Genomic DNA, 23,750 nt, shown 5'->3' with positions numbered 1-23,750 from the left:
GCACGGTTCAATTGGTGATTCCCGGCTCTTCCTGCATGGTCTGTTTGGTCAAAAAAGGGTACGCCAGCACGGCCAGCAAGATCACAAGGGTACCCAGATAGAAACCACCGGTCATGCGTTCGCGGTCGTTGAAGATGAGCACGGCCAGCAAAATTCCGTAAACCGGTTCTAAGTTCACGGTTAAAATGGCCATATAGGGTGAAAATTTGCGCAAAAGGCCCACGCCCGCCGTATAAGCATAGACTGTGCAGACAAACGCCAGCACTACCATCCAAAGCCATTGAGCAGGCCGTTGCGGTACCAGTGTCGCCAGCGGTGGATGCACTATAGCCACATATATCGCGCCAAACACCACCGAGGCCAGAAAGGCCCCCAGCATCTCCTGCCGGGCAATAACCAACGAAGCGTGCCGTTGGGCAAAGCGGCTGTTGATGATGGTAAACAGGGCAGCCAGCATGGCCGAAAACACCGCCACCGCCAGCCCGGCCACTTTATCGAACTCGAACCGGAAAATAAGGTACAGGCCAAACATGACTACCGCGCCCATGATGATCTCGATGCCCCGCACGCGCCGTTTTAGTAATACCGGCTCCAGCACCGATGCCCACAGCGAGCTGGTAGCCATGCCGGCCAAACAAACCGATGCATTGGCCAGCCGCGCCGCCCAGAAAAATGCCAGCCAGTGAACCGCAATGAGCCCGCCCGTGGCCAGCATCGCCCAACGGTCAGCCGGTGTTAGGGGCGTTGTCAGAGGCGTAGGATGCCGAAAATAGAGTACCGCCCATAACCCAAAAGCGGCCAGCCCAGTGCGGATGACCACCAGCGCGGGCGCACTCAGCGGCTCCAGCAACAGCCCCAAAATAGCTGTGAAGCCCCAGATAACTACGATGAAGTGCAGGTGCAGATAGTCGCGGAGAGAGGGGTTGGGCATACAGATTGTTCGTCTGTTAGTTTGTTTGTGTGTTTGTTCAATAAGCCAATGATGAAGCTACTAGCCTAAAGGCCGAATAGAACAAACAAACCGACGAACAAACCAACAGTACCTTTGCTATCGTGGTATCGTGTTGTACAAAAACACGCCGATGCCTGCGAAAATAAGGTTTGGGAGCCAGACTGCCAGTACGGGATTCATAGCACCAGAGTCAGCTACCCCCTTAGCCAGCATATAGAACAGGATGTAGACAAAGGCCAGAATAAAGCCCAGGGCCACCTGCCAGCCTACGCCCCGGCGGCTTTTCCGGGCCGACATGATCACGCCAATGACCGTAAGGATGATGATGGCAAAGGGCCGGGTTTGGCGGGTGTATTTTTCGAGCAAATACGTCTCTACCCCGTCGGCACCACGGCTCTGAATCAGGCTGATGTACGCGTCGAGTTCGGGCTTGGTCAGGGTCTCGAATAGGCTAAAATCAGAGTCGAAATCAGATGGTTTCAGGTTCAGGGTCGAATCGATACGGGAGCCGGGTGTGAGCGTTTCGCGCTGTTGGGCGTCGAACTTGCGAACTTGATAATCGTAAATAGCCCACTTGCCCTTTTTTGTGTCCCACTCAATCCGGTCGGCAGAGAGCTTCTGTTTCAGCTCGTTACCCTTCACTTCTTCCAGCGTAAACTTATAGCCGGTGTTGTTCAGGTTGTTATAGCTCTCCAGATAGGCGTAGGTATTGGGCGCGATTTTAAGGTGCGTATTCCGGCCCGTGAACGTATAGGCGTCTTTCGTGTATTTTAGCTCGAACCCAATGCGCGTTTTGTTGGCCACCGGGATGAGGTAATTCACCATGTAGTAGCTCAGTGCTGCCAGAATCGCCGCGCCCATTATATAGGGCACCAGCAATCGGATGAAACTAACCCCACTGCTCAGAATGGCAATGATTTCGGTCCGTGAGGCCAATTGCGAGGTCATAAACACCGTGGCAATAAACACCATCAGCGGACTGATCATGTTGGCCCAATGCGGAATAAAATTGAGGTAATAATCAATGAAAATGGCGCGGGCAGGGGCACTGTGCTTCCGGAAATCATCCACCTTTTCGGTGTAGTCTACCACGCAGACAATGAGCACAATCAGCAACACTACAAAGAAGTAGGTCTGCAAAAAGCGTTTAAGAATATACCAGTCTAAGATTTTCATAGGGAACCGCCCGCTCGTGTCAGGCCTACGGTACTATGGCTTTGGAGGGCCAACCAGCAGATTTCTGGCTACGTCGTAACTAACAAATAACGTTTGTCCGGGCGGTATTGTCACCCGCATAGACCGGTCGAAGGCACTGATTTCAGAAACATTAACAGTACAGCCCAGTGTCAGGCCGCTCCGGTCAAGGTGTTGCAGAAACGCTGCCGAATGATCAAGCACCCCCAACAGGCACGCAGTTTCGCTGGGTAGCAGGTCAGCCAGTTTCTGCGACGGCGCATCGGGCATGTGTCCCGCCGGGGTGGGTATGGGGTCGCCGTGAGGGTCAAACTGAGGGTTATCTAAAAAAGTGTCGAGGCGCTCAACAAGTTCATCCGAGCGGATATGTTCCAGCTCTTCGGCCATTTCGTGTACCTGATCCCAGCCAAAACCGAGCTTATCGACCAGGAACACCTCCCAGAGCCGGTGCCTCCGAATAATTTTCAACGCCAGCCGTTCGCCCTCGTCCGTCAGGCGCACACCCTGGTATTTGCGATAGTGGATCAACTCCTTATCGGCCAGCCGCTTCAACATATCTGTCACCGATGCCGCCCGCGTGGCCGTCACCTCAGCCAGCGCGTTGGTACTTACCTCGTTGGTTCCCCGGTTAGCCAGCGCGTAGATGAGTTTAAGGTAATTCTCTTCGGTGAATGAATGTGTCGACATAATGGCAAGTTCCGTTTTTTAGCCATTTATGAACAGACCGTGAACAGAACACACACAAATGTAGTTATTTGATTAGCAAAAATAAATTTTTAGATTAGCCTAAAAAAAAGAGTTCAAGGTTTAAGGTTCAACGTTTAAGGTTGCTTCGCGCTTTGCAGTTCTGTCTTTGAGTTGCGTTAAAGCGCGAAGCAACCTTAAACGTTGAACCTTAAACCTTGAACCTCACCCTTGTAATGACTTGGCGAGACGACAGCTCTACTAATTCACTTTCTGAAGTACACGCCAGTATTCACGTGCCGGCGGCAGGTAGTTTTTTTAGAACGCTGAAAGCCTACCTTGGCCCCGGCCTGATGGTGGCCGTGGGCTACATGGACCCCGGCAACTGGGCTACCGACATTGCCGGTGGTGCACAGTTTGGCTATAAACTGTTGTCGGTAGTACTGATTTCCAACCTGTTTGCCATGCTGTTACAGCACCTTTCGCTGAAACTGGGCATTGCTACGGGTCGCGACCTGGCCCAGGCTTGTCGGGAACACTACAGCCGTCCTGTGGCTATTGGCCTCTGGATTCTGGCCGAAATTGCCATTGCAGCTACCGATCTGGCTGAGGTCATTGGCGCGGCCATTGCGCTCAACCTGCTGTTTGGCCTGCCTATCACAGTAGGTATTCTGATCACCGCCGCCGACGTGCTGTTGCTACTGTGGCTTCAGAACAAAGGATTTCGGGTGATCGAGATCATTGTGGCAGGCCTTATTTTCCTGATTCTGGCCTGTTTCGCCTATGAACTTATCGTCTCGCGACCCGACGTACAGGCAATCATGGGAGGGCTGCTTCCTCGTTCGGAGGTGGTAACAAATCCTAAAATGCTGTACATAGCTATTGGTATTTTAGGGGCCACAGTCATGCCCCACAATCTCTATCTGCATTCCAGCATCGTACAAACCCGCGATTTTCCTCGTACAGACACAGGCCGTACCGAGGCCATCAAGTTCGCCACGATTGATTCTACGGGGTCACTGTTTCTGGCGTTTTTTATCAATGGAGCCATTCTGATACTTTCGGCGGCCGCATTCCACTTCTCAGGTAATCAGCAAGTGGCTGATATTACCGATGCCCATCGTCTGCTCGACCCACTGCTGGGTGTAAAACTAGCCAGCGTCTTGTTTGCCGTCGCCTTACTGGCTTCGGGCCAGAATAGTACGCTGACGGGCACACTGGCTGGCCAAATCGTGATGGAAGGGTTTCTGAATATCCGGTTTAAGCCCTGGTTACGGCGGCTTGTAACACGGCTTATTGCTATTGTACCTGCCTTGGTCGTGGCCTTCCTGTATGGCGAACGCGGCACATCGGAATTACTGGTTCTCAGTCAGGTAGTTCTATCATTGCAATTGAGCTTTGCCGTGGTGCCGCTGGTTTTATTTACCAATAGTGAAAAAATAATGGGCCGGTTTGCTAACCCGTTATGGGTCAAAGTATTATCGTGGGCAATAGCGGGTCTGATCATTGGCCTGAACGGCTACTTGCTGGCCGAAACGCTGTTAAGCTAATCAGCCTACCGTTGGGCGTTTATCCAACGGCAAAGTAGAGCAGGTATTTGGTACGTTAGTTGCGGTTTGATGGCATCAGTTTATCCGTTAAATTGCTGTAAAAACGACTTGAAATACTTGAGTAAATCACCATTACCATCGCCGCAACTGGTTGCTGTTGGCAATGCCCTGTCAAGTACAGGGTTGTGGCTTTGTGCGTATGTTGATAGATCAGTTTGTGTTCAAGCAATTGAAATACAATTAGATATTGTTGTAGATGGGTCCGAAGCTGCATCACTTAGTAGCTCGCCGAAGCCTGACCTTATAGTCACCACGTTGCCCCTGCCTGAGAGTAGGCCTCTTTATATAGTTTATTTAAGTAAATTTTCGCATACGCTGCAGTTTGCGGCGGGTACAGTAGCCATGCCTACCTCCGAAACGGTCACTGCTGCGATTTGTACGACACCAGATCATCTGGCTGGTCATTTTAAGCCAGACCGGATAAGGGTACAGTGGGCAGGTTTGCCACCAACTTATCAGCGGCCTTTAGACGATCGACATCCTCAATTAATAATAAACTCACCTACAACAGTTTATGCTCAAGATCGTACTTAGACTTGCCGCGCTTTTTTTGGCAGCGGGCTCTATGCATGTCGCCTTGGCCCAGACCACACTTTCACCCGGTTCGGCCATCAACATAGCTGGTAAACAGCGTTTTTTGACGCAAAGGATGGGCAAGGATTATGTCTTTAAACTGATTGGCAAGCAAGCCGAGGTTGCCAGCAGGGAGATGCAGACGTCTGTTATTCTGTTCGAGGAAAACTTAAAGGCACTGAAGCTGGCGTCGCCCAAAAGCACCTCGGCCCTACTGGCAAGAGAAGAAGCGTTATGGACCGAATACCGCAAACTACTGGTGGCAGAGCCCAGCAAAGAGAATGCGCAGGTGTTACTCAACACCAACTCGCAGCTGCTGGCCGCGACTAACGATGTGGTCGTTGACCTGATAAAGTGGGCGGCCACGCAACCCCGTCGTGAAAACGAAACGGGAGCCTCGGCCGAGCAGGTTGCCGAAAACACCAACCAGTCGGGACGGATGCGGATGCTCTCACAACGTCTGACTTTCTACTACGGGGCCTATGTGGCCGGGCTAAACACACCAAACAACGACATTGTGAAGCAATTGCAACAAATGGCTACGGGCATTCAGGGCGGTATGAGTTCGCTGGTCACGTCAGAGGCCAACACGGCTGAAATCGACGACGTCATCTCGGGCGCCATTATCGACTGGCGCTATATTGAAGAGCGCTGCACGAAAAACAACTGTATTTCATTCGAAGAAAAGTCAATTGATGCTGGCGAAGTCTTCCAGATCACGAACCGGATGCTGGTTAAGATGGACAAGATTACCGGAATGTATGCCAAACTACTCGAATAAGCCTGTTTCGGCCTTGCGTTTGGCCCTATCAATGGGGTTATGCCTGCTAATCAGTCTAGTTGCCAGCGCACAGAGCAGCCTTAAACCGAGCAAAACCCTGCGGGTACAGGTGGTGCAGGAAGGCTTCGCGGCGGGCTTTGCCGACACGCTGAAAGCAGGTGGTAAACCCTTCTGGTTCGAGGCGTCGGCCATTCTTTATGACGGAAAATCGCTACTAATGGCGCACGATAAGCCCATGCCCAATGGGCAATCGTCGGTGGCAAGCTGGCCCGGTGTGACTGCGTTCTATAACCAGCAGTCTCCGGTTTATATCAATAGTCCGGTCATGAAACGGGGTATTAAATATGAGGAGCTAGCCCAAACGCCCGACCGAAAATGGGTATTCGCAACCACTGCCTTTGACCGGGTGAAGGAGGGAAGCACCGATTGGGACGGCTACAATATGCTGCTTTGCTGGCCTGCGGGAAAACCATCGCGTGCGCAGGTTTTAGGGGGTAGGTCGCCTAATACCAACGAGGGCACATCCGTATCGTTGCGCGAGAAAATATCGTCGGCACTGGCTTTGAGCGATCTGAACTACCTGGGCGTGGTTCGGTATTTCAAAATTGAAGGACTGACAGCAACGACCAATCGACTCTTTATAGGCGTTCGGGAAGAGGGAAACAGCTACCAGGATTTCAAACCCGTGGTGCGAGTGCTGTCAATTCCGTATTCGGTGGTGGGTCAGGGCGACGAGCAGCACGTTGAGCTAACAGGTAGCGTTACGTTGTTATCATCAATTGAGGTTGCCGATCAGAGCGACGAGAAAATGCCTGGCAAAATGGGTTTGTCGAGCCTGGAGTATGACCCGGTCAGGAGCATCTTCTGGATCATAACCTCCTACGAGTCGGCTGAAGCTGTGAGTTCATTCCTCTGGACTGCGTCTGAAGCAGAATTAATCGAAGGGAAGATGAACCTGGTCAGGCTTCCTAACAATGAACCCCTACGGATGGCTCACAAAGCCGAAGACATGACGTTTCTGAGTTCCCGATCGTTGCTTATCATCAGCGACGATGACCGTATACCCACGCGAATATTCGACAGCGTACGCAAACCCAATCAGGCGGCATATCTCCTTTTGTCGATTCGGTAAGTCTAAATAGCCACGAGGCTCAAACCCGGAGCTGTTAAAGCCCCAACTCGTAGCGCAACGTACTGTCGGCGGGGGTGTTGTGGTTCCAGTAGTCTGACTGGATGGTTTTCTGAAGCACAGCGCGGCTGGTGAGTACCTTATCTTTTGTCTTGTAGGTGTCTTCCCAGCCTACAATTCGGTGGGGAAAATCGGATTCAAAAAAGATGGTTAGTTTCCGGCCATCGTCTTTATAGTCAACTACATAGGCTTTACATGGGCCCGTCGTAACACCCGGCTTACGGGTCTGTGTCCAGGTTACGCCCTGCGCTGAGTCAAGCGTAGTAGTGGCTAGTAGGGGTTCCAGTTTTTTGTGGCGAAGCCGGGCCGCCTGCGTACCCGGAATGACATGCACGTCGCCGATGGGTAGCTTCTTAGGGTTAAGGCGGATGCGGTTCCAGAGTTCGTCTTCCAGCAAGGCTTTTTCCACGTTATAGTCTTCGGTAGCCTCCTGCTCGAAATATGACCGCCCGCTCACTCTGTAGGCGTTGTCCTTGTAGTTCATCTGCACGTAACTCTGCCCGCACCATTCCTGCCCCGATGTGCTTACTTTCAATGTGTTAGGAAATCGTGACGGACTGCCGTTGGCATTGTCGATGGGCGTGAATACCGACGTGAACAGCGAATAATCGTACACGCCCGTAACAAACTGGCGGACGTAGTTGGTTTTCAATACCGGAATGGCCGTGTTTCGGCTCGCTTCCGACTCCAATTTTACCTGCTTATCGACCCGAAAATCTTCCGTCACAAATACCAGAACGGCTTTGCCGGGGTACATAGCGCCATATTGAGCCTGTTCAAGGCGGTAGTTGTTTAGCTCCGCCTTGCCACCAAACCAGTAAGCCCTGAAGGCCTCGGTTGTAGCGGGCGATGGGGTAGGTGGCGTGGTAGGTTCGCGCTGGTAGACAGTTGCTTTCATAGCCACGGCCAACAGCACGGCCAGCGCCATGACGATGAACAGGAAATTGCGTTGAATAAACATAGCTCAGCTGGTGCTAACGGGTCTTAGGCAATCAGGACATACAAACCTACGCCAAACCCAATAACGCTGCTAACGTAGAAAAGCCAGATCAGGCAAAAACGTAGGTAATGACTCAGGCAGGCTGGGTAGGGGCGCGTTAGCTCAATACCAAGCCGGTGCCGTAAGTCGCTGACAGGGAGCTGCATAAGTTGGGTTTTGGTTAACCCCAAACTAAGAATAGGACGACAATAGGTGCCCCGCACAAAAGCCAGGAAAGCACGCCTCGGAAAAAGCAACACTCCAATACTGCTGGCTAGTATAATCAGCAGCCAGACATACAGTTGCCAACCCCAGCCGCCCGTTGCCAGCTCCCAGGCCGATACACGCCCCTCACCAGACCACGTAGTAGGGTATTCGTTGAGCAAATGGTGCAGGTCGTGAAGCCAGATCACTTTTTTACGTTGCTCCGTATTGGGTAATGGAACTGCAACAGGACCAAACGTAAGCCAGACAACCTGTTCATTCACTCCACCCTCTTCGCCAAAGTCATGGTCTGTATAAAACTGGTTAAGAGCGTGTTGTACAGTACTGGTCGGATGCACATTCATAGCATAGCGGTAATTGATTCGGGAGCAAAGCTCTGCGTGGGTACGTGTCGGTGCATTATCAAACGTTAATTTCCGTGGCTTCACCGGCCCGCCATTAATCGCTTGCGTATTCGGCTCAGGCTTACGGGGGTTACGCCTACATACGAAGCAAGAATGGTTTGGGGAACACGCTGAATCAGATCAGGGTCGTGTTCGAGCAGGTAGAGATAGCGTTCTTCGGGACGGCGGGTCATGTATTGACTCATCTGCGCAATAAGCCGGTAGAGATATTGCTCGGTATAGAGGCGGCTGAGGTGATCGAGGTCGGCGTATTGGTCGCAGGCAAGGCGTAGGTCGGCAATGGGGGCCAGCATAATCAGGCAAGGTTCGAGCGCCTGTACATAATGGTCGGCAGGCTGATTGAGCAGCATATTGTTGTATTCACCCACCAGATCACCGGCTCTGGCAAATTCTACGGTGATTTCGGTGCCATCGGTCTGAAGAAAATAGTGGCGCATCAGCCCTTCTGCCAACAAGCCCATCTCTGGCATATACTCTCCCGCCCTAACCAGATACGCATGCTTGTTTAACTGGACTGGTCTGAATAGTTGCATGGCATACGCTGTGGCATCGGCACTGACAGCACCGACTCCCAACCATTCGGCAAGGCTATCGAAAGGGCTAGAAAAGGGAGGAATAGTCATAGCGGCAAGCTACTGAGAAAAGGCTGAACACAGTATCTTCGACCCTAAACTGACATCGTTATGCGCCGCCTTCGCCTGTTGCTCTCCGCCACCCTCATCATGCATTGTACATTGTCCATTGTACATTCCTCAAACGCCCAGGTCGAGAAAGCTCCGGCCCGGAAGGCCGGGGAAGGTGGCGGACCGTATGATCGGCTCATTGTCAGGGGGGTAACGCTGATTAACAGCACGGGCGCGCCGCCAATTGGGCCGGTTGACATTGTGGTGGAAAAGAACCGCATTGCCCAGATCCGGCAGGTAGGCTACCCCGGCGTTGCCATCGATCCAAAGAGTCGTCCGCAGGCTACGGCGGGTACGCACGAATTAAACTGTGAGGGTATGTACCTCATGCCGGGGTTTATTGACATGCACGGGCATATTGGCGGAAAAGATCAGGGGGCCAACGCCGACTATGTGTTTAAACTCTGGCTTGGTCATGGCATTACCACCATCCGCGACCCGTCGGCGGGCAACGGGCTGGACTGGGTACTGGAACACCGTGCCAGGAGTGACCGTAACGAGATTGTGGCTCCGCGTATTAAGGCTTATACTGTCTTTGGGCAGGGGAGCAAGGAACCCATCACCACACCCGAACAGGCCCGCGCCTGGGTGCGCCTGAACGCCCAAAAAGGCGCCGACGGTATTAAATTCTTCGGAGCCGAACCGAACGTTTTCCGGGCGGCGCTGGACGAAAACAAGAAGCTGGGGCTTCGTTCTGCCTGCCACCATGCGCAACTGGAAGTGGCCCGGATGAACGCCCTGGCCACCGCCAAAGCTGGTTTAACTACGATGGAACACTGGTATGGCCTGCCCGAAAGCCTCTTCGCTGACCGTACCGTGCAGGATTACCCCGCCACTTACAATTATAACAACGAGCAGGACCGCTTTACCGAAGCCGGGAACCTCTGGCAGCAGGCCGCCAAGCCTGGTACCGACCGCTGGAACAAGGTCATGGATGAGCTGATTGCCCTCGATTTCACCCTCGACCCCACGTTTAACATCTACGAAGCTAACCGCGAACTGATGCTGGCCCGCCGCGCCGAATGGCATGACGACTACACCCTGCCAAGCCTGTGGCGGTTCTACGGGCCGAGCCGCATTTCGCACGGGTCCTATTGGCACAACTGGGGAACGGAACAGGAAGTGGCCTGGAAAAAGAATTACCAACTCTGGATGCAGTTCATCAACGAATACAAAAACCGGGGAGGACGCGTTACCACGGGGTCCGATTCGGGCTTCATCTACCAGCTATACGGCTTTGCCTACATCCGCGAGCTGGAACTCCTGCGCGAAGCCGGTTTCCACCCGCTCGAAGTAGTCCGCGCCGCCACCATCAAAGGGGCCGAAGCTCTCGGTATGGCCGATCAGATTGGCTCGGTGGAAGTAGGTAAACTGGCTGACTTTGTGATCGTTAAAGAAAATCCGCTGGTAAATCTAAAAACACTCTATGGTACCGGGGCTATTCACCTGAACGACAAAAACGAAGTGGAACGCGTGGGCGGCGTGACCTATACAGTCAAAGACGGCGTAGTCTACGACGCCAAAAAACTCCTCGCCGATGTACGGGCGTTAGTGGCTGAGGCCAAGAAGAAGGAGAACTTCGAGATCACCCAACCCGGCATTCCGCAAAAACCCGCTAAAGTGGGGGAGGGGAAGAACTGATGTCAGTGTAGCCAGCGAATTGGCGTATTGCCAGACCTAACGTCATTACATACCCAACCCGCTAATTTTTACGGTTTTTTGGATGAAGTTTATCTGCGTTGGGATTGGGGCGGTTAGACGAATCAGGCTGAAGCCCCTTGCTGTTTTTGGGAACGTCAAAGTTTCTTAAAAACGTAGCCAGGTTTTCGTCAGATGCAGGAGGGCCTGAGTAGGTAGGCATATTTATGGCCGTTCCCTGACCTGTCCGGGTAGGCATCTCTCTGGCGTGTGCTATGTCTCTCAGAACAGGCATGTTATCTACGTTACGAAGTGAGTCAACTCTATTTTTGGTCGAGTTTTGCTGGGCAAGTCCCGCTGATGCAAGTACTGAGCAGAAGAGTGTGATAAGCAGTTTCATAGCTGTTAGCCAGGATAATTATACGCTAAGGACCCGAAATTCTGATTTAGAGTTGCATTGCGGTTAGGATTAGTACAAAAACGGCCTGCGCAAATCACGCAGGCCGTTTTTGTACTAATGAAGTGTTTACTATCGGGTGAAGCGTCGCCCCGATGGCGGCTAATGCAACACAACCACGCGCTTGGATTGTACCCCCGCCGGTTCAGCCACGCGAAGGAGGTACGTGCCGCTGGGCAGGTTGCGCACGTCAATATGCAAGCGGTTATTGTTAGTCAATTGGCTACTGCGGAGTTGCCCATTCAGGTCGAGCAGGTCAACGGTCGAGCCGACTTCGAGACCTGCTACGCCAAGTTGTTCGGCGGCCGGGTTCCCCCAAATAGCCAGTTCGCCATTGCTCCGAATTTGCACCGCCCGCACCGGCGAATACGAAAACCGGCCATCGGCGTCGACCTGCCGCAGTCGGTAATAATTGGTTCCTAAACTGGGCGATTCGTCTGAAAAGCTATACACCTGAGGAGTAGATGTAGTCCCCCGGCCCTCCACACGGCCTACGTGCTCGAACAATCGGGCGTCTGCACTGCGTTCCACGTCGAAATAAGCGTTGCCCTGCTCAGTCGCCGTTGCCCAATCCAGGCTGGCCATGTGGTTATTGGCTTTTGCATTGAATGACGTCAGCGTAACGGGAAGCGTCGTTGACGATACGGTGAACGAGGCCTTTACGTTGGCACCACCGTTGCTATCGAAGCGATCACCTAAGTTGGTCGTAATCTGCCAGTACACTTCCAGTGTGTAGTTGCCCGCCGGTAATCCAGTGGCCATGTTGATATTGGCCATTGTAGTGGCCCACTTTTGGTCACCACTGCCGTTTAGGTTGGCAGCAAAGGGAAGATTGATCAACGTAAATGCTCCTGCCGGACTACCTGCTGGATAGACGCGGTAATATAAACGTGCCCCCGTCACGTCACCCCCGTTATTCTTGAATGTCTTGATTTCACCCCCTTTCAACGTGATCGACGTGTTGGCTATGCCGTAGCTGGAGTTGTTGAAAGTGGTGGCGCCATCTGCGTTTCTGTTTCCAGCCCTATAACTGTCTGTACCCCCATCTACGTTAACAATGGCGTACGTTTGAAACATATCTGCCTGCTGGGCTACAGCAGTATGAGTAAGTAATAAAGTGCTGAAAAGTAGCCTGTAGAATAGCTTCATATGCGGGGTTTTTAAACCGCAAATTCGCAAGGATAAGTAAGCTTTCAATGTCTGCCCGTATTATTTCTAAGCATACCCAGCAAAAACGCGAAGGGGGCGTCGACGTATAAATAACAATTATACGTCGACGCCCCCTTCTGCCTATCAATGCTTCCTACGGCTTGTTGCTGTCTACTTTCAGCCGTTCGTCGCGGTTGGCGATATCCCAGGCGGTATAGAAAACGAGGCGCGCGGTTTTTTCGGCCAGCTTGAAATCAATCTTCTCTACGTCGTCAGTAGGGCGGTGATAATCGGCGTGTAAACCGTTGAAATAGAAGATAATGGGTATTTTATGCTTCGCGAAATTGTAATGATCCGACCGGTAATAAATCCGCTCCGGGTCTTGCGAATCATTGTATTTATAGTCCAGTTCCATCTGCGTGTGTTCGGCGTTCTGCGCTTCGCTGATCTTGTGCAAATCGCTCGACAGCTTGTCTGAGCCAATCACGTAGATGTAGTTATCGTTGGGCGATTTGTCTTTGTGCAAATCATCGACCCGGCCTACCATGTCGATGTTTAAATCGGCCACGGTCTTTTCCAGGGGGAACACAGGGCTAAAATCGGCGTAGTATTCCGAACCCAGCAGGCCCTTTTCTTCACCCACCACTGTCAGAAACAGTACCGAACGCCGGGGACCGTGCCCTTCGGCTTTGGCCTTCGCAAATGCCTGCGCCAGTTCCAGCACTGATACCGTACCCGAACCGTCGTCGTTGGCGCCATTGTTGATTTGCCCGTCGGGATTAATGCCGATGTGGTCGTAGTGGCCTGAAATGACCAACACTTCATCTTTCTTGTCCCCACCTTCCAGGTAGCCCATCACGTTTTCGGTCTGCACGTTTTCGTCTTTACGCTCAGCTTTCACGGCTACTTTGCCCGTCAGCTTCCCGAAAGGCGGCTGCGCGCTATTAACCGACTGCTCCAGGGCCTTCCGAAACTTGTCGGGTTTCTGGCCCAGCAGGGCCGCGCCCATATCGGCCGAGACTATAAACGCACCTACCGAACCTGTGTTTTCGTTGCCTGCTTTCAGACCCAGCCGGTTGAACCGCTGCACCATGGCCGACCGTTCGGCCAGCATTTGCTTAAACGACGCCGCGTCGGCCGCCGAGATAATGAATACCTGCGCGGCTCCTTTGTCTTTGGCGGCGGTCAGTTTCACGCGATAGCTGTCAGGGCGGCCCCATTTCGAGGGGTCTTTGGTACCGCTGATGAGTGAGGTGCCGTCGGCGTTTTTGGGTTCACCGTCAATCATGACCACCGCCTTACCTTTCACGTCGCGGTTGGCGTAGTCATCGATTTTCTCACCCGTGATGCCGTGCCCTACGAAAACGGTCTCGAAATTGGTTTCGGTGGGAATCGAAAAAAGGCCGTTGACCAGGAAATCGGTGAGGTAGGCAAAGCTCTTGCCGTTGGCTTTGACGTAGAGGTCGCCCCAGGTTTTTTTGTAGAGGGTAAATGGCTGGAGGTAGCCCATTTTGCCGTCGGCCTGCTTCACTACAGGCGCAAGGCCGAAGCTCTCGAACTGCCCGGCAATGTAGGCGGCAGCCTTTTTCTGGCCACGGGTGCCCGTTTCGCGACCTTCCATGTCGTCGGCGGCCAGAATACGCAGGTGCTTCTCGAGGTCAGCCGCCGAGACGGTCTGGGCGTAGGTGTTGGCAAATGAAGCGGTACTTGCCGATGTAGTGGGAGTGGCCACACTGGCCGCTGGGGCCTGTGCCACGGCCAACTGCCCGGTGAGAATCAAAAGGCCAGTCAGCCGACTAGCGCGTGATGTGTGCATGGACGCGAAAGGATTGTGATGAATAGCCAGCCTGCTGGCGTACTGCAAAGGTAAACGATTCAGAGGGTTAGGCTGGTATGTGGCTCGCCTGTAACCAGTTATGTAGAATATGTACGTCGCTGGGTCAAAATCAGACAGTTCATGGTCAAGATAGTGCAGCACACAAGCGACTGATTCACAGGGTTTTTACGTTAATAAATAAGAAATTTGCTAGACAGATAACGAAAGTAATTGGTCATATTCCTTTTGTTGATCAACTGAAATGGCTGTTTTAACCGGATTGTAGGCGTTATGAAAGCAAGGTGGCTGGTGATGAGTGCAACAGGTGCGGTGGTGGCGTTGTCGTCATTTTCGCTATTGGGCGGTTTTGGCGAGAAAGTCGATTTCAACACGCAGGTTAAGCCCATTCTGAATAAAAGCTGCATTACCTGCCACGGGGGCGTGAAAAAAGCGTCCAACTTTTCGCTGCTCTTTAAAGAAGAAGCCTTTGCCCCGGCCAAATCGGGTCACCCGGCCATTGTTCCCGGCGATGCCGACAAGAGTGAGCTGATCCGACGCCTCACCGCTACTGACCCCGACGAACGAATGCCGCTGGACGGTCCACCCATGAAACCGGAGGATATCGAGACGCTCAGAAAATGGATTGACCAGGGAGCCGAGTGGGGCGACCATTGGGCCTACCAAACACCGGAAACCCCGTCTGTGCCCAGCGTTGGCACGATCTGGAGCCGAATGGGCCTCACTAATCACCCCGAAACGGACTGGTCTACCAACGAGATCGACCGCTTTGTCATTGCCAAACTGCACACGACCGAAGCCCCCGGTGGCGGTACGCTTATGCCCGCGACCATTGCCGATAAGGCCACGCTGCTCCGGCGTGTGAGCCTCGATCTGACCGGGTTACCCCCCACCGAAGCCGAAGCCAGTGCATTTCTGCATGACGCTTCGCCACGGGCGTATGAAAAGCTGGTCGACCGCCTGCTGGCCTCGCCGGCGTTTGGCGAAAAATGGGCAGGCATGTGGCTCGACCTTGCCCGCTATGCCGATACCAAGGGCTACGAGCGCGACCCCGGACGAAGCATCTGGCGGTACCGCGATTACCTCATCAAAGCGTTCAATTCCGACAAACCGTATGACCAGTTCCTGACCGAACAACTGGCCGGCGATCTGATGCCCCAGGCTACCGACGAGCAGTTTATTGCCACGGGCTTCCACCGGAACACCATGAACAACGACGAGGGCGGCACCCAGGACGAAGAATTTCGCGTGGCCTCGGTCATTGACCGGGTCAATACTACCTGGGACGTGTTTCAGGGCACCACTTTTGGTTGCGTACAGTGCCACAGCCACCCATACGACCCGTTTCGGCACGACGAATACTACAAGTACATGGCGTTTTTCAATAACGCCCGCGACGAAGACGTCACCACCGACACCCCCACGTTGCGATTCTACAAAGGAGCCGATTCGGCCAAACTGGTGCAGCTGAGATCGTTTGTGCAAAAGACCTGCCCCGACCGTAGCCGCGCCAACGCTGAAGCCAGGCGTGTGGAACTGCTGGCCCGAACAATGGAGCCTAAGATCAATTCGCACGATTTTGACCAGCACCAGAACGCGGCTCTGCTCGATGCCAAGTTTTTCGGCATTATGGATAAAGGCACGGCCCGACTCAAAAACGTAACCCTGACCGGTCGTACCCGGCTCTACCTGGCCTGGGGTACGTCGGCTCCTGATGCCCAGTTAACGTTCCGGCTCGACAACCCCGCCGGACGGGTGCTGGCTACAGCGATGGCGCCGAAAACAGGTAATCAGTGGAAAGACTCGGTGCAGGTAATTTCGTTGCCAAACGTTGCGGGCAGGCACACCCTTTTCCTGTCGCTGAACAGCCCGACAAAACCCAAAGACTGGGTCATGATTAAGTGGGTGTCGTTCCAGCCTGCCCTGGCCCCACAAGCCGAAGCCACGTTGCTGAGTTTGCTGAATACCCATCCCGAACAAACGCCGATTATGCTGGACGGGCAGGGTGATCTGGCCCGAAAAACGCACGTGTTTACGCGGGGAAGCTGGCTCACGCCGGGCAAGGAAGTGCAACCCGACGTGCCGCATTCGCTGCCGCCGATGGATGTAGATGGCCAGAAATTACCCCGAAATCGCCTGGGTCTGGCACAATGGATGACCCGCCCCGACCACCCGCTCACTGCCCGCGTGGCCGTAAACCGGTTCTGGGAACAGCTTTTTGGCACGGGCCTGGTCGAAACTGTGGAAGATATGGGTACACAGGGCATTCAGCCCACCCATCGCGAACTCCTCGACTGGCTGGCAACGACGTTTGTGCAGGAAGACGGATGGAAAATGAAGGCGCTCCTGAAGCGGATTGTCCTCTCCAGCACCTATCGCCAACGGTCGGATGTGACCAAACAGCTGGTGCGCGAAGACCCTTACAACCACTACTTCGCCCGTGGGCCACGGGTGCGTCTGGCGGCAGAACAGGTGCGCGATCAGGCGCTGGTCGTCAGCGGGCTACTAAGCCGGAAAATGTATGGTCCCAGCGTGATGCCCATGCAGCCCGATGGCATCTGGCAGTCACCCTACAGCGGCGAATCGTGGGTGCTTGCCAAAGGAGAAGACGCGCACCGCCGGGCTTTGTATACCTATTGGAAACGCACAGCTCCGTACCCCTCGATGATCACGTTTGATAGTCCCAGTCGCGAGTTTTGCCAGATCCGTCGACTGCGCACCAACACGCCTTTGCAAGCACTAGTCACGCTCAACGACCCCGTCTACGTAGAAGCTGCCCAGCGCCTCGCCGACTACATGGCAATCCACGGAAAAACGCCTGCTCAACAGCTACAGGCCGGTTTTCACCGGCTTATGCTTCGTGAGCTAGCCCCTAAAAAACTGGCTATACTGACCAAATTGTACCAGGATACGGAAGTGTATTACGCCCAAAATCCTGCCGAAGCGGGTAAGCTCCTGGCCAGTGCCACCGCCTCGCCCAAACAAGCCGCGCTGACGGTTACAGCCAACGCGATGATGAATTTAGATGAGGTCATAACCAAAGACTGATGAACAAGCTCCAGCAAGAACTTCAACAGGCGGCCCTGCAACGCGACACACGGCGTCATTTTCTACAGACCTGCTCAACGGGCCTGGGAGCCATGGCGCTTGGCTCTATTCTGGGTAGCTGCGGGAGCCTCTTTGGCCGCGACGAGAAAGTAGCCGCCAGCCTCGCCAACGCCGATTATGACCCGATGGCCGCACCCATGGACCCCCGGCTGTCGCAGTTTGCGCCGAAGGCCAAGCGGGTGATCTACATCCATATGGCCGGGTCGCCGAGTCAGTTGGAACTGTTTGACTACAAACCCGAACTGATGAAGTATAACGGCAAAGACTGTCCGCAGGAACTGTTGACGGGCAAAAAATTTGCCTTCATCCGGGGGGTGCCCAAGATGCTGGGGTCAACGGCCAACTTCCGGCAGCATGGGCAGTCGGGCGCATGGATCAGCGATTACATGCCTCATTTGCAGACCGTTGCCGATGAGCTGACGTTTATTAAATCCATGCATACCGACCAGTTTAATCACGCTCCGGCGCAGTTGCTGATGCACACGGGTTCGGCGCGGCTGGGAAGGCCCAGCATGGGGTCGTGGGTGACGTATGGGCTTGGTTCTGAGAACGATAACCTGCCCGGCTTCATCGTGCTGGCCTCTGGTGGCAAACAGCCCGACGCGGGTAAGTCGGTGTGGGGCAGCGGCTTTTTGCCCACGGTGTATCAGGGCGTGCAGTGCCGCACCGACGGCGACCCCGTGCTCTACGTGTCGGACCCCAACGGCATGCCGCGCGACATTCGGAAGCAGACGATTGAGGCTATTAACCAGATTAATCAGCAGGAGTATGAGGCCGCTAAAGACCCGGAAATTCTGACGCGCATTTCGCAGTATGAAATGGCCTTCAAAATGCAGACCTCCGTGCCCGACGCGATGGCTATTTCGGGCGAACCGCAGTACATACTGGATGCCTACGGCGTTGACCCGAAGAAAGGTTCGTTTGCCCGTAACTGCCTGCTGGCAAGACGATTGGTTGAGCGAGGTGTACGCTTTGTGCAACTATTCGACTGGGGGTGGGACACCCACGGTACCAGCAAAGACACGTCGGTAGATATTGGTTTGCAGATGAAATGTAAAGAGTCGGATCAGGCCGTGGCGGCCCTCATCAACGATTTGAAACAGCGCGGCATGCTCGACGATACATTAGTGGTATGGGGGGGCGAATTTGGTCGGACACCCATGCAGGAAAACCGCGACGGACAAACACAATCTTTCCACGGCCGCGACCATCACCTCGACGCATTCACCGTGTTCATGGCGGGCGGCGGTCTGAAAAAAGGACTATCCTATGGCGAAACGGACCCCATCGGTTACTATGCCGTAAAAGACAAAGTACATATCCACGACCTCCAGGCCACGATTCTTCACCAGATGGGCTTTGATCATACCAAGCTCACCTACCATTTCCAGGGCCGCCCGTTCCGGTTGACCGACGTAGCGGGGAAAGTGGTAAAAGGCGTAATTGCGTAAGGGGTAGTTCGATTGTTTTTGTTATCCTGACGCGTTTTTGTCATCCCGACGTCAGGATAACAAAACAACCCAAGATGTGAACCCTTACCTACAAGTATAATTAACACAACACCCACCAATGAAACACCTCTTCTTTCTCCTCTGCCTGACCACTACCGCCTACGCTCAACAATATGACCTCGTCATCAAAAACGGGCGTGTGGTAGATGGCACGGGAAACCCCTGGTACTACGCCGATGTAGCCATAAAAGAGGGACGTGTAGCTCATATTGGGCAGATTCCAGATTCGGAAGGGAAACAGGTGATTGATGCGAAGGGGCAAATTGTAGCCCCCGGCTTCATCGACGTACATGCTCACGTGGAGGGTGACCTGGAACGACAACCCGGTGCCGAAAACTTCATCTACGACGGTGTTACTACCCTTGTTACAGGCAACTGCGGCGGCTCAAATACCAACCTCCGCGCCATGTTCGACACCCTCCGGCTGAAAGGTTTCACGCCCAATCTGGCCTCGTTGATAGGGCATAATACCGTGCGGATGAAAGTGATGAAAGCCGCCTTCCGTGAACCTACCGCCAAGGAACAGGCCGAAATGGAAGCGGTTGTGGAGCAGGCCATGAAAGACGGAGCCGTGGGCCTCTCGACGGGCCTCATTTATACCCCAGGCACCTACGCCCGCACCCCCGAAATTGTGAACCTGGCCAAAATGGCAGCCAAGTACGGCGGGGTTTACGCTACACACATGCGCAATGAGGGGCAGGATGTGCAAACGGCCATTAATGAAGCTATTCAGATTGGACGCGAGGCCCGTATTCCGGTGCAGATATCGCATTTCAAAGTAGCCAGTAAACCACTGTGGGGTCTTAGTACGGAAACCGTGGCGCTGGTGGAGGCTGCCCGCAAAAACGAAGGTATCGACGTCACGGTCGATCAGTACCCCTACACCGCCTCCAGCACGTCGCTCCAAAGTATTGTGCCATCATGGGCGTTGGCCGATGGCGATTCAGCCACGCTGTTGCGGTTTCGTGAACCGGTTACACGCCGCAAAATTCGCGATGAGATGCTGGCTTCGCTGAAAAAAAACGACCGCAAGAATTACGAATACGCCGTGGTGTCGCGTTTCGAGGCCGACACGACCTATAATGGCAAGAGTATCCACCAGATTGCAGGCCTGCGCGGTCTGAAAACCGACGGTGCCACAGAAGCTGAGCTGGTGATGGCGTTGCTGGAACAGGCGCAGATGAAACGAGTGCAAATGGTCTACCACACCATGTCGGAAGGGGACGTGGCCACGATTATGCGCTATCCAAACACCATGATCGCGTCGGATGCGGGCGTGGCTCGGTTTGGGTCGAATATGCCTCACCCACGCGCCTATGGCACTAATTCGCGGGTGTTGGGCCGGTACGTTCGAGAGCTGAAGGTGATTCCGCTGGAAGAAGCCGTTCGCCGGATGACGTCGCTTCCTGCGCAACGGTTCCACTTTACCGACCGTGGCCTGCTTCGCCCCGGTTACGCCGCCGACCTGGTCATTTTCAACGAAAATACCGTCAGTGATCAGGCCACATACGAGGCTCCTCATGCGTACGCCACAGGGATTAATTACGTCCTTGTCAATGGCGTTCCGGTCGTGGAGAACGGCAAACATACTGGCAAAAAACCAGGACAAGTTTTATTGGGGAGTGGGTATGTTCGGGAGTAGCGTAGGCTTCCGTGGTACACACAGAACAGGGTAAAACAGCCTGTTTTTCTCTTTTTAAACCAAAGCCCAGACCATGCAAACTCGACGTACATTTTTGAAACATACGGCACTGGCTTCGGCGGCGTTGGGTGGTCCTGTTGTCAGCTTCACGAGTCGGAAGGAAGAGGCTGTAGTGATTGGGCAGGGTACACACAAGTACCGCGTAGTGCCCAACTGGGGCGTTTTAGATGCCGGAAAGAACCCCGTCAACGATTGCCACGAAATGGTGCAGGATGCCAGAGGACGCATCTTTTTGCTCGGCAACGAAACCAAAAACAATGTTTTGATCTACGACCGGTCCGGCAAATTGCTTGATTCCTGGGGCACGACCTATCCCGGTGGGCATGGTCTCTCTATTGGCACCGAAGGCACTGATCAATACCTGCTTATCTGCGACACTGACCGCCATCAGGTGATCAAGACTGACCTCGCGGGCAAGGAACTGATGAAGCTTGACTACCCCCGCGAAACAGGCGTGTATGCGTATCCGGGGCAGTTTAAGCCTACCGAAACGGCCATCAACCCCGTCAACGGCGATATCTACGTGGCCGACGGCTACGGGTCAAACTACATCACGCAGTTCGACCGGACGGGTAAGCTCATTCGCTACTTCGGTGGGGCGGGTGCGGCCAATGAGCAGTTCGATTGCTGCCACGGCATCATTGTCGATTCACGCAATGCCAGCAACCCAACCCTGCTGATCACCGACCGGCGGCACAATGCGCTGAAACGCTTCACGCTGGATGGTAAGTACTTGAGCACCATTAGTCTGCCCGGCTCGTATGTCTGCCGCCCCGTGATCAAAGGTGACCATATATACGCCGCCGTATTTCGCTCAACGTCAGATAGTTATCCCGATTCGGGTTACGTGCAGATCCTGGACAAAAACGACAAAGTAGTCTCGACGCCGGGCGGTTCAGCACCTGTTTACCAGAACGGGCAGCTACAGGAACAGCGCAAAGACCGGTCGTTTATGTCGTTCCTGCACCCCCACGATGTGCTGGTTGACAACGACGAAAACCTCTACGTAGCCCAGTGGGCCTCGCGGAAAACGTACCCCATCAAGCTAGAACGTGCGTAGCATGAAGACGCTGGGCTGGCTGGTAGTCGTGTGCCTGTTGGCGGGTGAACTAGTAGCGCAGACACCCCGCAAGCAACCCCTGCGCCGGGCCGACAGTTTTTTTGGGCTGCACTTCGATTTTCATGCCGCCCTTACCGACACGCTCATTGGCAAAACCCTGACCGACAGTATGATAGACAGCCTGTTACAGCTGGTGAAGCCCGACTTCATTCAGGTCGACAGTAAGGGCCATGTCGGCGTGACAAGCTACCCCACAAAGGTCGGTTATGCCCCCAGCCGGTTCGAGAAAAACACCCTGCAGCTTTTTCGTGACGTTACGGCCCGGCACGGTGTTGCGCTGTATGTGCATCATTCCGGCGTCTGGGATGATCAGGCCGTTCGGCACCATCCCAACTGGGCCAGAATCCGCCCCGACGGCACCGCTGATCCTCAAAAAACATCATTGTGGAGTAGCTACGCTGACAGTCTGCTGATACCACAATTGAAAGAAATCAGCGACTACGGTGTCGATGGCGTTTGGATTGATGGCGACTGCTGGGCCGTAGAGCCTGATTATGGCCCGGCATCGATAGGGGCATTTAGGCAGGCAACTGGCCTTGTTGATGCACCCAAACAGAAAAGTGATTCTGGCTATGTCTCCTTTATCGACATTCAGCGGCAGGCTTTTCGTCGCTACGTAGCCAGATATACCAATGCCCTGCATCAGTATAACCCCCGTTTTCAGGTGGCAAGCAACTGGGCGTTCTCGTCGTTTATGCCCGAACCGGTGAGCCTGCCTGTCGATTTTATTTCGGGCGATACCGACCCGCTGAATGGTGCCAACCGCTCGGCCTTTCAGGCCCGTTGCATTGCCCCGCAGGGTAAGCCCTGGGACCTGATGTCGTGGAGTTTCGGCCATGGCTGGACAGATCAGGTGGGCACACCCAAACCGGCGGTGCAGCTTTGTCAGGAGGCAGCACAGGTGCTGGCTATGGGCGGCGGTTTCCAGGCGTACTGGATACAAAACAACGACGCCAGCCTGACCCCCTGGGCCTTTACTACGATGGCCGAACTGGCCCGGTTTTGCCGTGCCCGCCAGCCATTTTGCCATAAAGCTACTCAGGTGCCGCAGGTCGCCCTGCTGTATTCGGGGGTGGCGCACCGGGCACGAACAACCGGTGCCTATAAGTTCGATGCCAACCAGTCGGGCAATCTGCTGGGTACGTTGAACGCGCTGCTTTACAGTCAGTTACCTACCGAAGTTTTGATGGAGCATCACCTGCATGGCCGCATGGCGGAGTACCCGCTCATTGTGGTGCCGGAGTGGTCAACGCTGGCCGATACGTTCCGAACGGAACTGGTTCAGTACGTTCGGGGAGGTGGCAACCTGCTGGTGATGGGCCACGAAACCGTGCGGCTGTTCGAGCGCGAACTGGGCGTTACGTTCACCGGTGCGGCCCGCCCCGTCACTTATTTTGGTTTCGATACTGACCTGACGGGCATTAAAAGCCCCTATCAACCTTTTCAGCCGTTACCCGGCACAGCCGTTTTCGGTAGCGTGTATAGCCAACGTGATAGCCGTTTCCGAACGGGGCCACTGGCCACCGTAGCGAGGCTGGGTAAGGGACAGATTGCCGGACTGTACCTCGACGCAGGCGACGCGCAGTTTCGACGCGAAACCCACGTGGGCAGGCGGGTCATTGCCGGGCTGGCGCAACAGCTGTTCAGTCCGCAGGTGCGCGTGGTAGGGTCACAGTTTGTGCAGGTAGCGTTGACGCGCAAAGACGGAAAAACGATGCTGAATTTGATCAATATGGCAGGTAATCACGGTAATCAGGCCGTTTTCTCTACCGACGAAATACCAACCCTTGGCCCGCTGACCATCACCTGTCGGGCCACCCGGAAACCGCGGCAGTTGACGTTGCAACCGGATAATCGCCCGGTAGCGTTTACGTATAAAAACAACGAAATTTCCTTTACTATCCCCCGCCTCGCCATTCACTCAATTGTTGTTATCAACGAGTAACCGCGTAGCCTA

18 protein-coding genes are annotated in these 23,750 nt (G+C 54.1%); 9 read left to right on the top strand and 9 right to left on the bottom strand.

The genetic code is table 11. The features are described 5' to 3' along the window. Nucleotides 1-7: 7 nt before the first annotated feature. The 3 genes from J2I47_RS16660 to J2I47_RS16650 form a co-directional block, all read right to left on the bottom strand. On the bottom strand, nucleotides 8-931 hold the full coding sequence (locus J2I47_RS16660; RefSeq protein WP_207365718.1) for a DMT family transporter: 924 nt from the start codon (nucleotides 929-931) through the stop codon (nucleotides 8-10). Between the two features lie 117 nt (nucleotides 932-1,048). Next, nucleotides 1,049-2,128 carry an LptF/LptG family permease gene (locus tag J2I47_RS16655; RefSeq protein ID WP_207365717.1) on the bottom strand — a complete coding sequence of 360 codons (1,080 nt, stop codon included), beginning with the start codon at nucleotides 2,126-2,128 and terminating at the stop codon, nucleotides 1,049-1,051. Nucleotides 2,129-2,161: 33 nt separating this feature from the next. Next, a complete protein-coding gene (locus J2I47_RS16650) occupies nucleotides 2,162-2,833 on the bottom strand; it encodes a metal-dependent transcriptional regulator (RefSeq protein ID WP_207365716.1) in 672 nt (223 codons plus the stop codon). Between the two features lie 233 nt (nucleotides 2,834-3,066). On the opposite strand from J2I47_RS16650, the gene J2I47_RS16645 reads away from it, so the two are divergent. From J2I47_RS16645 to J2I47_RS16635, 3 genes are all read left to right on the top strand, one after another. Continuing rightward, nucleotides 3,067-4,380 carry an Nramp family divalent metal transporter gene (locus tag J2I47_RS16645; RefSeq protein WP_207365715.1) on the top strand — a complete coding sequence of 438 codons (1,314 nt, stop codon included), beginning with the start codon at nucleotides 3,067-3,069 and terminating at the stop codon, nucleotides 4,378-4,380. 574 nt (nucleotides 4,381-4,954) lie between these two features. Beyond that, nucleotides 4,955-5,794, top strand: coding sequence for a type IV pili methyl-accepting chemotaxis transducer N-terminal domain-containing protein (locus J2I47_RS16640; protein WP_207365714.1), 840 nt, complete (start codon nucleotides 4,955-4,957; stop codon nucleotides 5,792-5,794). Beyond that, nucleotides 5,775-6,926, top strand: coding sequence for a hypothetical protein (locus J2I47_RS16635; protein ID WP_207365713.1), 1,152 nt, complete (start codon nucleotides 5,775-5,777; stop codon nucleotides 6,924-6,926). Before J2I47_RS16640 ends, J2I47_RS16635 begins: the two co-directional genes overlap by 20 nt. 34 nt (nucleotides 6,927-6,960) lie before the next feature. Here J2I47_RS16635 and J2I47_RS16630 read toward each other — a convergent pair whose 3' ends face one another. The 3 genes from J2I47_RS16630 to J2I47_RS16620 form a co-directional block, all read right to left on the bottom strand. Beyond that, the gene (locus tag J2I47_RS16630) at nucleotides 6,961-7,944 is read right to left on the bottom strand and encodes a hypothetical protein (protein ID WP_207365712.1); all 984 of its coding nucleotides are present in this window, start codon (nucleotides 7,942-7,944) and stop codon (nucleotides 6,961-6,963) included. 23 nt (nucleotides 7,945-7,967) lie between these two features. Further along, nucleotides 7,968-8,531, bottom strand: coding sequence for a hypothetical protein (locus J2I47_RS16625; protein WP_207365711.1), 564 nt, complete (start codon nucleotides 8,529-8,531; stop codon nucleotides 7,968-7,970). Nucleotides 8,532-8,611: 80 nt separating this feature from the next. Next, nucleotides 8,612-9,214 carry a Crp/Fnr family transcriptional regulator gene (locus J2I47_RS16620; protein ID WP_207365710.1) on the bottom strand — a complete coding sequence of 201 codons (603 nt, stop codon included), beginning with the start codon at nucleotides 9,212-9,214 and terminating at the stop codon, nucleotides 8,612-8,614. Between the two features lie 60 nt (nucleotides 9,215-9,274). Between J2I47_RS16620 and J2I47_RS16615 the strand changes: the two genes are divergently transcribed. Then, the gene (locus tag J2I47_RS16615; RefSeq protein WP_207365709.1) at nucleotides 9,275-10,915 is read left to right on the top strand and encodes an amidohydrolase family protein; all 1,641 of its coding nucleotides are present in this window, start codon (nucleotides 9,275-9,277) and stop codon (nucleotides 10,913-10,915) included. 61 nt (nucleotides 10,916-10,976) lie between these two features. Here the strand turns inward: J2I47_RS16615 and J2I47_RS16610 are convergent, their stop codons facing one another. The 3 genes from J2I47_RS16610 to J2I47_RS16600 all read right to left on the bottom strand — a co-directional run bounded on the left by J2I47_RS16610 (nucleotide 10,977) and on the right by J2I47_RS16600 (nucleotide 14,334). Beyond that, on the bottom strand, nucleotides 10,977-11,312 hold the full coding sequence (locus tag J2I47_RS16610) for a hypothetical protein (protein WP_207365708.1): 336 nt from the start codon (nucleotides 11,310-11,312) through the stop codon (nucleotides 10,977-10,979). Between the two features lie 159 nt (nucleotides 11,313-11,471). After that, complete coding sequence (locus J2I47_RS16605; protein WP_207365707.1) at nucleotides 11,472-12,446, bottom strand: T9SS type A sorting domain-containing protein; 975 nt, start codon at nucleotides 12,444-12,446, stop codon at nucleotides 11,472-11,474. Nucleotides 12,447-12,672: 226 nt separating this feature from the next. Continuing rightward, on the bottom strand, nucleotides 12,673-14,334 hold the full coding sequence (locus tag J2I47_RS16600) for a M28 family peptidase (RefSeq protein ID WP_207365706.1): 1,662 nt from the start codon (nucleotides 14,332-14,334) through the stop codon (nucleotides 12,673-12,675). Nucleotides 14,335-14,625: 291 nt separating this feature from the next. Between J2I47_RS16600 and J2I47_RS16595 the strand changes: the two genes are divergently transcribed. The 5 genes from J2I47_RS16595 to J2I47_RS16575 all read left to right on the top strand — a co-directional run bounded on the left by J2I47_RS16595 (nucleotide 14,626) and on the right by J2I47_RS16575 (nucleotide 23,738). Beyond that, nucleotides 14,626-17,400 (top strand): DUF1553 domain-containing protein, encoded by a 2,775-nt coding sequence (locus tag J2I47_RS16595; RefSeq protein ID WP_207365705.1) that lies wholly within the window; start codon nucleotides 14,626-14,628, stop codon nucleotides 17,398-17,400. Then, nucleotides 17,400-18,911: a DUF1501 domain-containing protein gene (locus J2I47_RS16590; protein WP_207365704.1), complete on the top strand. Its 1,512-nt coding sequence runs from the start codon at nucleotides 17,400-17,402 to the stop codon at nucleotides 18,909-18,911. Before J2I47_RS16595 ends, J2I47_RS16590 begins: the two co-directional genes overlap by 1 nt. 118 nt (nucleotides 18,912-19,029) lie before the next feature. Further along, a complete protein-coding gene (locus J2I47_RS16585) occupies nucleotides 19,030-20,613 on the top strand; it encodes an N-acyl-D-amino-acid deacylase family protein (protein WP_207365703.1) in 1,584 nt (527 codons plus the stop codon). A 73-nt stretch (nucleotides 20,614-20,686) separates the two neighbouring features. Further along, complete coding sequence (locus J2I47_RS16580; RefSeq protein WP_207365702.1) at nucleotides 20,687-21,733, top strand: 6-bladed beta-propeller; 1,047 nt, start codon at nucleotides 20,687-20,689, stop codon at nucleotides 21,731-21,733. A 1-nt stretch (nucleotide 21,734) separates the two neighbouring features. Then, a complete protein-coding gene (locus J2I47_RS16575; protein WP_207365701.1) occupies nucleotides 21,735-23,738 on the top strand; it encodes an alpha-amylase family protein in 2,004 nt (667 codons plus the stop codon). The last annotated feature ends 12 nt before the right edge of the window (nucleotides 23,739-23,750 follow it).

Source organism: Fibrella rubiginis (assembly GCF_017353185.1).
Classification (GTDB): domain Bacteria; phylum Bacteroidota; class Bacteroidia; order Cytophagales; family Spirosomataceae; genus Fibrella; species Fibrella rubiginis.
Note: the sequence above shows the minus strand (reverse complement) of the source record. Positions and strands in the feature narration are given on the sequence as shown.